The sequence below is a fragment of the Clostridiales bacterium genome (assembly GCA_015243575.1).
GTDB lineage: Bacteria > Bacillota > Clostridia > Peptostreptococcales > Anaerovoracaceae > Anoxybacterium > Anoxybacterium hadale.
Map to the genome: position 1 here is coordinate 1,917,999 of CP042469.1, position 13,981 is coordinate 1,931,979.

Below are 13,981 nucleotides of genomic sequence, written 5' to 3' on the forward strand. Positions count from 1 at the left end.
TTCTGAATCCTATCTGTAGTTTATCTGAAGCAAGGAAGTTCCATTTTAAAAACCACATCTGTCCCTTCATTTTGAAGTTCGAAGGGTACCTCTAATGTATCAAGGATTCTTTTTACAATGGTGAGTCCCAAGCCGCTGCGCCCTTCCCCCCTACTTCTGGCCTTATCCGCACGGAAAAAAGGATCAAACAGTCTTTGCTTGATTTCATCATCAATGGCAGCATTGGTATTCTTGACAATAACTCGGCAGGTTTCAGAAGTGGTTTCTGACAGCCCTGAACAGTCCTGTTCAGGTCCTGCCGCAGACCGCTCCCAACTGATAAATATCTGCTCTCCCTCAGGGGAATTTTGAATTGCATTCATCATAACATTGGAGATCACATTGGAAAACATGACTCTGTCTGTGAAACAGCTGGCAGTCGCTGGGACATCTACCATAATGCTCTGTCCCTTTTTCTCTGCCAGAGGTTCATATTCAGGAAGTAAGCTGCTGATCACATGCAATATGGCAACTTCCTCTCTTTGGGGAAGCAGGCTTTGATCTGACAGGGTTACGATCTTTAGGATTGCTGTAATAATTCTATTCTGGGTATTCATCATATTAAGACATTCCCGTAAATACTTAGGGTGGTTTTTATAATCCCCTATTCCGGCAAGCATCCCTTCCAGCAAGGCGGAAGCTGCTGCTATGGGAGTCTTCAGCTCATGGGAAGCTGCAGAAAAAAAATATCTCTGATTTTCCTCCATCTCTTTCTCGCGTCTGATCTCATTCTCCAATTCTGAAATTGTCAGTTTCAGTTTTTCATACATACGATGAACATCCTTTGCAAGCTGCCCAACTTCATCGCTTCTATGATCAGGGTGAGAAACAGTTTCCAGATTGGCCATTCTTGTTGCATCTTCTGCAAGGCGCTTAATGGGGCGCGTGATGCCTCTGGCCAAAAATACAGCTCCCAAAACGCTGAAGCAAAGAAGCAATGCCGTAACCATGAAAACCTTTCCTGCAAAGGTTTTTTTAAGATCTGCACGTTCTGTGCTGTCCGACATGCGCAGCAGGAGATCATCGTCAAGGTTCATAACCATGCTGGTGCCATAAATAGTAGCTGATGCCCCAGAAGTCGCCCCGCTGTTATCCTTTTTGATATCGATTCGTGTGTTACTGCCAGCACTTTCGCGAATGACGCCCTCAGCAGAGTCCAGCGAAGTACCGAAAAGTACAGAGGGTTCCGCGTCAAGGGGTTCTTTCTGTGTCGTCGTATAGACCACAGTACCTTCCTTTGTCTCGATACGGAACGAGTAGGATTGGTTTTTATCGTGAAAGGAATCAGCAATCTTTACAATCTTTTCCATGCTTCCTTCCTCGAGCACACTGGTCTTCAGTGGTTCAAATACTGCAGTGTACTGACGAATCTGAAGATAATTATAGTAATCGATAAACTGCTGCGCAAAGACAGCTGCCGCAACCAAGATTGTTATGACAAGAAAAGCAAGCGTATATAAAAATACCTTTCCAAAAATCCCGATTCGAACCATGCTCACTGCTCTCCTTTCAAACGATAGCCTACACCCCTGACGGTCTTGATAATATTTTCCGGCAGCTTGCCTCTAAGGTTCTTGATATGAGTATGCACAGTCCGTTCATCACCGCCGTAATCATAACCCCATAGCTTTGTTAAAAGAGATTCATGAGAGATGACCCTTCCGTTGCTGCTGGCTAACATATTCAGAATTTCAAACTCTTTCAGAGTAAGAGGTACTTCTGCTCCATCGTAGTACGCTTTGAATTCATCTATATTCAAAGCCAATTTACCGATGCAGATTTCTTTTTGAAGCAAGCCGCATCTCCTTAAAATCGCCTCAACTCTTTTAAGCATAATGTTCATAGAAAATGGCTTGACAACATAATCATCTGCTTCATTCTGAAAAGCAGTAAGCTGGCTTCGTTCGTCTGACATTGCCGTCATCATCATCACCGGCGAATTGCTGATTTTTCTATATTCTTTTAGAATCTCCTGCCCGCTTATTCCGGGGAGCAGGATATCCAGAATCAACAGATGATAATTCTTATTGAAAATCATCTCAAATGCCGTATCTCCATCCCTCGCAGTATCTACAAAATAGCCCTCATTCATCAGAAAAGATTTTAACGTCTCACAAATATGTTCATCATCTTCAACAACCATAATTTGTATATCCATGACAATCACCCCCGTTTATGGTAGCACAGGAATCTGTAGATTTGCTGAAAATCAGATGAATTCTTACAAAAAAGTGGCAACAGCACTCGGTCAGGGCCTAGGAAACAAAAAAATACTGCTGCCATACAGCCATCTTAGCCTGTATGCAGCAGGTTTCATTTTAAAAAATAAATAATACCTCTATGCTCCGTAATAGATATCTGAAAATTCTATTACGGTTGCATTAATCAGTTGCTCACTTGGTTTTTCCATAACATAGGTCTGTTGTGCCAACGTTCTAATATTTGTCGTAGGAAATAAAAGAGAAAAGGTACTTCCCACTCCGACCATACTATCAAGTTTAATCTCTCCCTCCATTAAAGAGACAAGCATCTTAACAAGATAGAGTCCAATACCGGTACTCTCTGTATATTTTCCGAGCATTTTTTCTCCTCGACCAAATCGTTCAAAGATATAATCTTTTTTGTCACTAGGAATTCCAATTCCGCTGTCTTTCACTTGAATGCAGATATTTTCTCTCCCTTTTAAATCAACTTGAAATACCCTTACCTCAATGGTCTTGCCCTCTGGCGTATATTTCACCGCGTTTGACAGTAAATTGAGGAGAATTCTTTCATAAATTTCAACATCTAGCTCCATGATTGCCTGCTCCATGGCGGAAGAAAAGGTCAGCCGTATTCTTTTCCGCTCGGCAAAAACACTGATTGACTCGGTAATCATTCTCGTTATTTGAACCAGATCAACATCCTTTTTATTGAGTCGAAAATATCCCGAGTTGACTCTGGTATTGTCCAAGATGTTATTCACAAGCTTCAATTGCTGATAAGTATTCTGTCTTATTTTATTAATATATTTTGTCACCTTGTCCGTAAGGTCATTCTTGCACATGATTTCCAGTGCCTGGATAGAAGAAGTGATAACAGACAGTGGTGTCTTAAGCTCATGGGACATCAAAAGAAGAAACTCATCCTTCATTTCAATCATCTTAGACAATTCGTCATTTTTCTCTTCAATCTCCATTCTCTTCACGACGTGATCTGTCACTTCGTTCATCATACATAGAATATAACGGACAATTCCTTCATCGTAGACTGGGGTAAAAATGCAATTCCAATAATGGTCCCCGTAAGGGGTAGTGGTTTTAATTTCTTCCCACCGCTGGATTGCACCGGTTTCCGACATGATTTTCCACTGACGCTCCAAATTGCTTCCGTTGTAGTCTGGAGCGATCTCCTTCATACACAAACCCAAAACATCGGTTTTATGGTATTTCTCATCAATAAATGCAAGAAATTTCTTACTTCCCTTCAGCAAGCGAAAATCAGGACAGCTGTAAAGCCCAATGCAAATATCATTTTCTTCCATTAGGTTTTCAACGAAAGACTTATCCGCATCAAGCATATAATTCAGTTTTCTTCTAATAGAGTATACTTTTTGACCGGATTCTAGTAAAAGATAAAAAATAGTGACCTCAATGGCCTCACTATACTTAGTTAACAGAAAAGCGTTCATAGATCCTTCCTGCTCCAATGCAGAAAGGTCAAAGCTGCTTCCCAGCAGCGCTTTGAGAACAATAGAGATGCCTTTTTGATCGATGTCTGATTTTGTATATCCCGTCATTTCAGTGAAGGCTTCCCCAAAACCACAGATCAAACCACCGTCAGCCAATAAATATGCGCCGCTTTTCATTCCGGAAGAACGAATACCATTTACCATCAGAATCAATTACCTCCAAAAATAAATTGATTGTCAAAGGCAACGGAAACTGACATGCCTTTCCGACAAAAAAAGGCAATACTTCTTCAAGTATCACCTCGTTGACTTATTCAAGCTATAAATTTCAGATCGATTCAAGCAACAAGTTATATTATTGGAAGAAATACAATTGTAATACATCGAATATTTTGAATCTAAATTGGAGACCGGAGTACTCTGCAGACAAAAATCTCGACGAGATCTGGGTCAAACTGTGTACCTTTGTTTCTCAGGAGCTCATCTACAGCCTGAGCCTGACTCAAGGTCTCCCTGTATGACCTCAGATTCGTCATAGCATCATAGGAATCTGCAACAGCAATAATTCTGGATATGAGCGGTATCTCGTCCGCCTTCAATCCTCTAGGATATCCCATCCCGTCATATCTCTCATGGTGATGCAGAACATACTTTGCAGTCTCAGCCATTTCAAATGAAGTACATAAAATCCGATATCCTATCTCCGGATGCCTCATTATCTCATTCCACTCAGCTGTAGTAAGCGGCTCGGTTTTTTCAAGGATCTGTTCTCGAATTGCGATTTTTCCTATATCATGAAATAGTCCACTCACTTCTAGATGATTGAGCTCAGTCTCCGGCATCCCCATTGCATTCCCCATCAGTTTGCATAGCTCACTAACCCGGTTGGCATGGTTCAGATCCTTTGTTCTTCTACCCACATGAGTATATAAAGTTTTATCAATGATATCTACGATCTCTTTGGAACCGTCGATCATTTTATAATCATACATATAGTTTCACGCCTTCTCATTAACGATTCTCTTGTTTTTCAATACCCCTAGAATTAACATGATGGAAGCTAGCATCGCTGCCATCACAAAGCATAAAGATAACTGTTCTGCACCCAAGAATAAAAATGCGATAGCAAAACTAGTTAATAGCAACAGAATGATGCGTGCTTTACGCTTATAAACTTTCTTTTCTAACTGATCAAGCCGCTTGTTAGAGTCTTCAACAGGTGCAAGGCTAAAAACGATTGTAAACGCTAATGCCAAAACAATTAACACAGAATATCTGTTCCAAGGCAGCAATTTCATACTAAACAGCACGAACAGCGTCAGCGGAATCGATAAGAGGTAACAAGAAAGTGGGCTGTTAGTGTGGTATCCCCCCGCGTATGACCGTATAGGATAGTATACGGTCAAAAAAACCACACTTTGCCAAAACATCCCTACAGCCAGTCCAATAACTACAGTTGTGAGAATGTTTAGTAGAAACATGATCCCCTGTCTAATCCCAAACTCATAAAGATCCTTGTCATCCTGCGGTACTGTCCCGTTGTTGATCAGTGAATTTACAATTTTCTCTGAAACATTGGTTATCATTAGAATTTCCGCAGTTTTTCTGCGCCTTTCGGTAATTCAGGCTGATGTGCCCAAGCCATGCATGTAATGCCTACATTTGTAGCAGTAACCAGCAGTGCAAGAGCTGCGATCATCCCAGAAAATTTAACCATTAAATTCTTCATAGCGTATCCTCCTTTCCAAACAAACGTAACTTTAGCGTTTATGCTATTAATTTACCACAAAAAAAGCATCGTGCCGCGTCATGTCGAAATTGATATGGCTTGATGTAGAAAACTAAGATTTACTTAACCAAGATTTTAGTTAACATACAGTAAAAGGGATACGCAAAAAATATTGTCAGCGTAATGAATATCCATGGTTCCATCATACTTTTGGATGGTTTTTTTGATGCTATCTAAACCAATGCCATGGTTCTCATTGTCCGCTTTCGTCGTCAAAAGCTTGCCGTTGGACCCCTTAATTTCACCTTTATAAGGATTCTCAACCTGAATCAGTAATCGGCCCTTGTCAAGTCTGATTTTAACGTTAAGGTATCTGTTTTCGCCAACTCTTGCGGCTGCTTCAATGGCGTTGTCCAGCAGATTCCCCAGAATAATCGTCAGATCAAATGAGGGAATTCCGATCGAATCATCTGGAATTCTAAGTTCAAGCGTAGTTCTGATTCCTCTTTGCTCTGCATCTTGAAATTTAAAGTTAATGATACTGTCAATCACGGTATTGCCGGAAGTGGCAAGGTTTTGCTTCGCACCTAAATCCTCCATTATGTTCTCAATATAGTCCAGCACCGCGCCGTTTTTTCCCTCTTCAGTCAAGGTTTGAATGGAGAACATATGGTTTTTTAAATCGTGCCTTATGGTGCTGGTAGTCTGAACAGCAGTTTTAATCAACTCAAACTGCTTCTCATAATATTTGTTTTGCTCCAAAGCCAACATGCTCTGCATTTTTTCAGACATCGCTGCGGTAATGGCGTCATAGAGATAAAACGCTGCAAAATTAATGAGAAACAATAGCACAACTCCCGCAAAGATATGTCCAGAGTGAAGCCCCTCAGCGTAAAACAACAGCAAATGAAGATACAGAGAGGCCATTGGAATCAATATAATGCAAAGCCAGTTTGAGTTGGGTACCGATTCTCCTTTCCTGATGTTTTTGAAATTCCCTAAAATGAGCGCAGCTACAAAAGATAATAATCTGCACACGATCAAACCGTAGATAGAAACAGATGCATTTTCCTTTAGTGGAGAAAAAGCAGAGCTTTCAAATGGTAAAATTCCTATAAATTCTATTAGTAACAAAATTAAATAGGTCAGTAATGCAGACAGTACTCTTTTTTTAATTGTAGCTTCATAATTGAAGGTTAGGAAAAAGAATGCAACAATATTAAAGAGGATAAGGACAGCAGGTATATTCACGGTAAAATAGGTAATGGTTATCAAGGCACCATATGTAATATAGGATAGTCTCTCAATTTTTTTGCTGGTTCTATTTACATCAAAAAATACCTTCATCAGTTTATAAATCGTATAAACTAAAAAGATATTCGTCGTAAGGTAGACCCACTGGTACAAGCTAAATTGCATTACAGTACGCCCTCCTTTTCAAATTTCAATTGCATTTCTCTAATCATTTTTCTCCTAGCCTGACTGATCGGGAGCACCTCCATGTTAGACATGGTTACCTCGGAATAAAGAAATCTCTTCACGTAAGTATAATTCACAATATAGGATTTATGAATATACATGAAGTGATATTTCGCAACCTGCTCGTATACATCATCCAGTTTTCCATAAAACACTTCCTCGTCATCGCAGGTAACCATTTTTACCTCACGGTTATTGCTCTCAAAATACAGGATGTCACCTACCGGTTTTCGATATGTCTCGTGGCCCTTGCGAAATACAAAAATACCGCCTAATTTATTAGACAGTTTCATGCCAAGCCGTGTATCTTTGATAATGTCTTCTTCTGAAACTGGCTTCTGTAGGAAATGCATAGGTCTAACATCAAAAAGATCTCTGAAATAGGTATCTTTTCCGGATACGTAGACGATCTGCATCGTCTGGTTGTCCAACTCTTCCCTGATTCTCCTTCCCACCTCAACTCCATTAATCAGCTTCAATTCGATATCTAAAAAAAGGAGATCAAAGCCTTCCCCACATTCCACAAATCGGATCAGCTCTTCACCCGAATAGAAAACTTGTGTCTCGATTCTTTCATTGTTTTCTGCTGCATACTTTAAAATAACGTTTTCAATCTGCGAACAAATCACTTGTTCATCATCACATATTGCGACTCTAAACACGCAATTCTCACCCCCTATTCTGCTAAACTATAAGAAACGTGCGGTTGACAGAAATCATCATAATGTTACACCTCTCTCGAATATACACTGATTCAAAAATTATAACAAGTCATTTTTTGTCGAAAAATTGCTAACATAAAAATTTTCTTCCTTACTTGATCCCTTATTTCGACATACAATCGAAATAAAAGAGGAAGAATTCCCTGCATGATGCTGGAATTCTTCCTTGCTTCGATTGGATCTATTACGTTTGTCCTCAATACTTATCAAACTCGTCATCCGCTAATATAATTCTTGGACGAGTGATTTCTTCATTGATTGATGAGGCTGTGCTGGCAGGAGCTGTCAGCCTCATTGTTTTTCTGTCGCCAAGGATTGATGCTTCTTCCCTCAGGTTGAATTTTGCAATCATCTCCTTGAGAAGCTCGGCCTGTCCAGAAAGTTCTTCACTGGAAGCTGCGCTTTCTTCTGCCGTAGCTGCTGTGCTCTGCACCACCTGTGAGACAAGGTTAAGTCCTGCATTGATCTGCGAAATACCGGTTGCCTGTTCATTGGAGGATTCTGAAATATCCGATATAATAACGGCAGTTTTTTGAATGCTTTCAACAATCTCTACCAAGGCTGCGGCGGTTTGATTCGCAATATCGGTGCCTTTGGATGATTTTTCTTTTGAATTACGAATCATTTCCGTTGTCTCTCTTGCCGCTTGTGCGCTGCGGCTTGCCAGATTCCTGACTTCTTCTGCCACAACGGCAAAACCTTTTCCATGCTGACCGGCTCTGGCTGCTTCAACTGCAGCATTGAGTGCCAAAATATTGGTCTGGAACGCTATATCATCAATCACTTTAATGATTCTGGAGATATTATTTGAGGATTCATTAATCTCTTCCATTGCAGACAGCATTTCTCCCATCTGGCGACTTCCAGTTTCAGCATTATTCATGGCCGACTGCGCTAGTTCATTTGCATTTACTGCGTTAGCGGCATTATTTTTTGTAATGGCTGATACTTCTGCGATAGAAGCAGTCAACTCCTCTACGCTGCTAGCTTGTTCGGAAGCTCCTTGAGACAGAATCTGGCTGCCGTTTGCCACTTGCTTTGATCCTTCCGCCACCTGCTCTGACGCTTGATTGATATTAAGAAACACCAAATTCAGAGACGTAATGATATTGACAAGAGATTCCTTGATTGAAACAAAGTCGCCCTCATAGCTGCCTATGATTTCCACATTCAGATTCCCCGAACTGATGGAAGCAAGAACCGACGAAATCTCATCCACATATTTTTTCAAATTTTCAATTGTCGAGTTCAATGCAGTTTTGATTTGCTCATGCTCTCCTTGATACGCTCCTTGCATTGAGACATTCAGATTCCCGCCAGCCATTTCCTCAAGTACTGCCAACGCCTCCTGCACCGGTTCTGTAACCGCATCCAAAGTTTGATTGACTCCTTCAATGACCTTGGCATACTCTCCGCTAAATTTCGCAGCGTCGCCTCGCAGCTTTAAATCGCCTTCTACTGCCGCTGCAGATAATACAGTTGTTTCATCTACCAGAGCTTTGATATTCTCCATCATCATAATCAAAGTCGGCACTAGGGTATCATTTTCGCTGCGCTTCCCTATTGCTTTTAATTCCCCAAGATCACTTAAATCCCCTTTGGATACTTGATCGATAACAGAGATTGAACTTAGTAGACTTTCTCTCATTAGGTTCAGTGATTCTGCAATCTTTGCGTAGATCCCGTAATAGCTGCCCTCTACCGATCTTGAAAAGTCGTTCAGGCTCATCTGTTCGAGGACTTCACTTGCTTCTTCCAAACCTCTTAAACCCTGGATACAAGAATTGATGCTGATTTTTATTTCATTAAAATCACCATAATATGACTCAGTAATTTCTTCCGGAATTTCTCCGACCCCGATTTTTTGTATATATTCGGCAGCCATATACAGCGGGTTCACAACCGCGTCTAGCGTCTGGTTAATTCCTTCCACAATTCTGGCAAAATCGCCACCGTGGGCGGAAGCGTCAGCACGTACAGAAAGCTTTCCTCCAACTGCAGCGTTGGAAAGCATTGAAGTGTCATCAATCAAGCGCCTAACTGCTGCGATACAAGTATTTAAGCTCTCTTTAATCTCATCGAAATCCCCCTTGTATTCTGCAGTGATCTCAGGAGGGATATCACCTCTGCTGATCTGTTTCATATAATCTGCAGCAACGGAAAGGGGCTGCACCACAGCATCAAGCGTCTCGTTGAACCCCTGAATAATTTGCTTGTAGATTCCTTGAAATTTTTCTTCCTCGCCCCGGAGGCTAAGATTACCTTGCGCAGCCGCACTGGTTAAGGCAGCAGTTTCATTTGACAGGTCATTCAAAGTATCAATCACCGAACACATACTGATGCCCAAAATGTCCTTTTCTGATCTAGGTGCTATATTCTGAGGCAGTATCCCTCCAGCAATCAGCTCCGCAGCTTTGGCCTGCTGTTTGACATTATCAATCATTACACCAAAGGATTCATATAAATCACCTATTTCATCCTTGAGGTTTGTCCGTACATCAACGTCCACATCTCCAAGAACCAGCTTGTCCGCCACTTTTTTCAGTTCAATGATAGGAATAGAAATCCGCCTGCTAAAGATCAAAGCGACGATGACACCGATCAGTACGACTGCCGCAGACAATGCGATTAATGTAAATCTGAGGGATTGAATTCCCTTGAGAGCTACGCTTTCATAGCTTCCCACCCCTAGTGTCCACTGAGTGCTCGGAATGGGTGATAATGCGGTAAAACGATCTTCTCCATTAAGCTCATATTTGGCCATACCTGTATTTCCCAGTCCAACTTTTTCAAGTGCAATTCCGAAGTTTTTTAAAGATCCGTCGGATTCAATTTCACCCAATGCATTTCTCGCTTCCAATACAAATGCAGGATCAGGGTGGGCATAAAAGGTGCTATCTGGGCCAAGTATAAAATAGTAGACTTCTTCATCGCTTACCAAATTAAATATTTCCAGCAGTTTGCTGCCGTCTCTCCGTCCAATCAGCGCTCCTACAACCTGCTCACCATCAAAGATCGGTGCAGCTTCCATTAATACTGGTTTTCCGGTTACTTTGCTGACAATTACGTCAGAAATGCTGTTTTTTCCCGCCAGAGCCTGTTTTATGTATTCTCTGTCTGATAGATCAGAGACATCATTTCCTTTGATATAATGGGCCATACCATCAGGAGTAACAATAGCCATATCCAAATAACCCAGTGTGTCAATCTTTGAGATCAGTTCATTTGTCTGCGATTCCCAATCCATCGTAACAATTTGTGTTTTTTCCGCTTCACTTGACAGCACAGCCAGATCTCTTTCAATCATCAAGCTGATACGATTTGCATTTTCTTTTGCACGCTGCATAGTTGATTTTTCCGTTTCACTCAATAAAGCACTTGAGCTTGTACGAATGGAAACCACACTCAGAATAAGAGATACCGCGATGAGTAAGCCCGCAAGGATCAAAGCAATTTTTTTTGTCAGATTCATTTTCATGTCAGTTCGCCTTTCTTTACATGTTAGTATCTATAATAAGCCTTTTAGGCATTTCAGACTGTATTGAGTTATATATACCACATGATGTTATAAATGAAACCTGAGCTCTCATCTTATTTTATTAGAATTGATTTCCAAAAATTTCACAGAATTTGACCTTTAGTTATTCATTTTCAGTTCATCCCTTCAAAGGCAGTTTAAACCAAAATATAGCTCCGCCTTCCTTTCGGTTTGCAGCTCCGAGTTTTCCCTTATGCGCTTTAATGATTGACATACATATTGATAATCCAATACCCATACCCCTTGAAGAATCAGAACTTCGATCTCCATTAGGAATATAGCTTTCAAACAAGTAGGGAAAATCCTCCTCATTGATCCCTTCTCCTTCATCAATCACTTCGAAAGCGGCATAGTGATTTTCCTTTCTGACGCTGACTTCAACGGATGAGTCCGCCGACGAATGTTTGAACGCATTTTCAATTAAATTAAGAAGGACCTGTTCAATCAAGGTTCCATCCATGGGAACGATCAGCAATTCATTAGGAATTTTGACCGATATCTTCCGTTCAGGAAATCTCTTTCTTATCTGGCTGATCGTATCAGCCACAACTTCCTCCGCCACTTCCGAAGTTTTCGTAACAGTCATAGTTCCCTCATTAATCCTGGTCACTGACAAGAGGTTTTCAACCATCCTGATCAGCCATTGAGAATCTTCCTTGATATTTAAAATTAAATGATCGTGTGTTTGTTTATCCAGGTTTTCACCACTTTCCAAAATCGTGGAGCTAGCACCGAGGATTCCTGTCAGCGGAGTTCTTAGATCATGAGAAATTGCACGTAGAAGATTGCTCCTGCTCTTCTCTTTTTCGGTTTCGATTAGGATTTCCCTTTGATCATCCGACAAATACTGTCGTTCCAAAGCCATTGCTACTTGAGAGCCAAGCATTCTCAGGAACAGACGGTTGTTTTGATCAAGTTTCCCTTTTGTGCATGAAACACCAATAACACCAAGAACCTTTGCTTGTGAAATAATTGGAATATAATGACCGGCAGCACCGATCAGTGTATCCGTACCGGAACCAGCACGTTTCTTATTCTGAAACACCCAATGGGCAACAGCTCTTTCATCGTCATTTTTCAGTAAATCAATGTCAAGGTCTGTCGCTGACCCCATAAAAAATCCTTCCGACTCTTGCACAGGATCTTGTGTATAAAATACGACCGCACGATCATAAATATTTGTTATATATTCGTTAGTCAGTGCTACAATATTCTCTAATCCTCTGGTCACAAGAAACTTTTTATTAATTTCATAAAGGATTTTCGTACGATGTTCTCTTTCAACGGAAAGCCGCATCTGCGATTTGATCCTTACCGTTAGCGTACTTGTAATGAACGCTGCCAGAAACATAATTAAAAAGGTGATTGGATAGCCTGGCTGGATTGCATTAAACGTATAGTATGGAACAGTAAAGAAGAAGTTGAATAATAGAACACTTAGTATTGAGGCGGTTATGCCAAAAATATGGCCGATCGTAATTCTCGCAATAATTAAAACCGAAAGAATATATACCATTATTATATTCTGGTCTCCGATATCTGCCGCCTGCAGCCCCATGGAAAGTAAAGTCGCCATGATGAGTATTCCAGTTGTCTTAATCAGGTCAGACCATGAAAAGTACAGATTTCCCGTTATTTTAATTCGATTTTTCTGATGATACATTTTCTGTGGAATATCCGGAATGATATGAACCTCGATGTCTGGCAACAGAGAAAGCAGTTTATCCTCCAGGTCTATCTCGAATAGAGTTTTTATTGTTTTCTTTTTTCTGACTTTCCCAATCACAAGATTCGTAATTCCTGAGATTTTTGCATATTCCGCAATGGTATCGGCTACGTCGTGACCATTCAGCCGAACGGTCTCCGCCCCCAACCTTTTTGCCAGATCCAGGTTTACCTGAATCTCTTTTTCATCGCTTTTTGCTTTACTATCTACGTATACAGCAACCCATGGGGCATGAAAAGCTTCCGCTGTTCTTGCAGTCCACCGGATCGATCGATCTGATGCTACTGATGCATTGATACAAACCAGAAGCTTTGTGCTGATAATTTTTTCCTGAATTTTTTTTTCATTCCGGTTATCCTCACTGATCCGGTCAGCAACCTTTCTCATTGCAATTTCACGTAAAAGCCGTAAGTTTTCTTTCGAAAAAAAGACCCGCAGCGCGGTTTCAGCTCTTGTCGCACGATAAATTTTCCCATCTTCAAACCTTTTAATCAATTCATCCGGGGAAAAGTCTATTATTTCGACTGTATCCGCCTCGTCAAAAATATAATCTGGAATCGTTTCCCGTACAGCAACTTTGGTAATCTTCTGCACAACATCGTTCAAGCTTTCGATATGCTGTATATTCACTGTTGTATAAACATCGATTCCGGCATTTAGAAGCTCTTCAATATCCTGATAACGTTTCTTGTTCCGTGTACCAGGCGCATTGGTATGGGCAAGTTCATCTACCAGAATCAGATCCGGTTTTCTTTTCAGTGCTGCATCCAGATCAAATTCCTTCAACAGAAGATTTTTATACTTAATTTCCATTGGTGGCAGTGTGGACAAGCCATCCATCATCTGCATCGTTTCAGGCCGGGTATGCGGTTCGATATAACCCACTAGAACATCAATGCCGCTATTCATTTTTTCGTGTGCGTCATCCAGCATGGAATATGTCTTGCCAACTCCCGCTGCATATCCAAGAAAAATCTTCAGTCTTCCTTTTTTCTTATTTTCTCTGAAACGAATTTTTTCCAAAATTGTATCCGGATTCGGACGATGTCCATCTTGATCAAACACTCCCTATTCACCA

General features: G+C 40.9%; 10 protein-coding genes. All 10 read right to left on the bottom strand.

Annotated features, from left to right (window positions below):
* Nucleotides 1-20: 20 nt before the first annotated feature.
* Entirely contained in the window at nt 21-1,532 is a 1,512-nt protein-coding gene (locus FRZ06_08355) for a HAMP domain-containing histidine kinase (protein QOX63361.1), read from the bottom strand.
* Between the two features lie 2 nt (nt 1,533-1,534).
* Nucleotides 1,535-2,197 carry a response regulator transcription factor gene (locus tag FRZ06_08360; GenBank protein QOX63362.1) on the bottom strand — a complete coding sequence of 221 codons (663 nt, stop codon included), beginning with the start codon at nt 2,195-2,197 and terminating at the stop codon, nt 1,535-1,537.
* A gap of 180 nt (nt 2,198-2,377) precedes the next feature.
* Nucleotides 2,378-3,913, bottom strand: coding sequence for a PAS domain-containing protein (locus FRZ06_08365; protein ID QOX63363.1), 1,536 nt, complete (start codon nt 3,911-3,913; stop codon nt 2,378-2,380).
* Nucleotides 3,914-4,107: 194 nt separating this feature from the next.
* On the bottom strand, nt 4,108-4,701 hold the full coding sequence (locus FRZ06_08370; protein QOX63364.1) for an HD-GYP domain-containing protein: 594 nt from the start codon (nt 4,699-4,701) through the stop codon (nt 4,108-4,110).
* A 6-nt stretch (nt 4,702-4,707) separates the two neighbouring features.
* A complete protein-coding gene (locus tag FRZ06_08375; protein ID QOX63365.1) occupies nt 4,708-5,295 on the bottom strand; it encodes an accessory regulator AgrB in 588 nt (195 codons plus the stop codon).
* Nucleotides 5,295-5,438 (bottom strand): cyclic lactone autoinducer peptide, encoded by a 144-nt coding sequence (locus FRZ06_08380; GenBank protein QOX63366.1) that lies wholly within the window; start codon nt 5,436-5,438, stop codon nt 5,295-5,297. The genes FRZ06_08375 and FRZ06_08380 overlap by 1 nt, the downstream gene beginning before the upstream one ends.
* Nucleotides 5,439-5,573: 135 nt before the next feature.
* On the bottom strand, nt 5,574-6,857 hold the full coding sequence (locus tag FRZ06_08385) for a GHKL domain-containing protein (protein QOX63367.1): 1,284 nt from the start codon (nt 6,855-6,857) through the stop codon (nt 5,574-5,576).
* Nucleotides 6,857-7,579 (bottom strand): response regulator transcription factor, encoded by a 723-nt coding sequence (locus FRZ06_08390; GenBank protein ID QOX63368.1) that lies wholly within the window; start codon nt 7,577-7,579, stop codon nt 6,857-6,859. Before FRZ06_08390 ends, FRZ06_08385 begins: the two co-directional genes overlap by 1 nt.
* 256 nt (nt 7,580-7,835) lie before the next feature.
* Nucleotides 7,836-11,117, bottom strand: coding sequence for a HAMP domain-containing protein (locus FRZ06_08395; GenBank protein ID QOX63369.1), 3,282 nt, complete (start codon nt 11,115-11,117; stop codon nt 7,836-7,838).
* A 178-nt stretch (nt 11,118-11,295) separates the two neighbouring features.
* On the bottom strand, nt 11,296-13,968 hold the full coding sequence (locus tag FRZ06_08400) for a sensor histidine kinase KdpD (GenBank protein QOX63370.1): 2,673 nt from the start codon (nt 13,966-13,968) through the stop codon (nt 11,296-11,298).
* Nucleotides 13,969-13,981 lie beyond the last annotated feature (13 nt).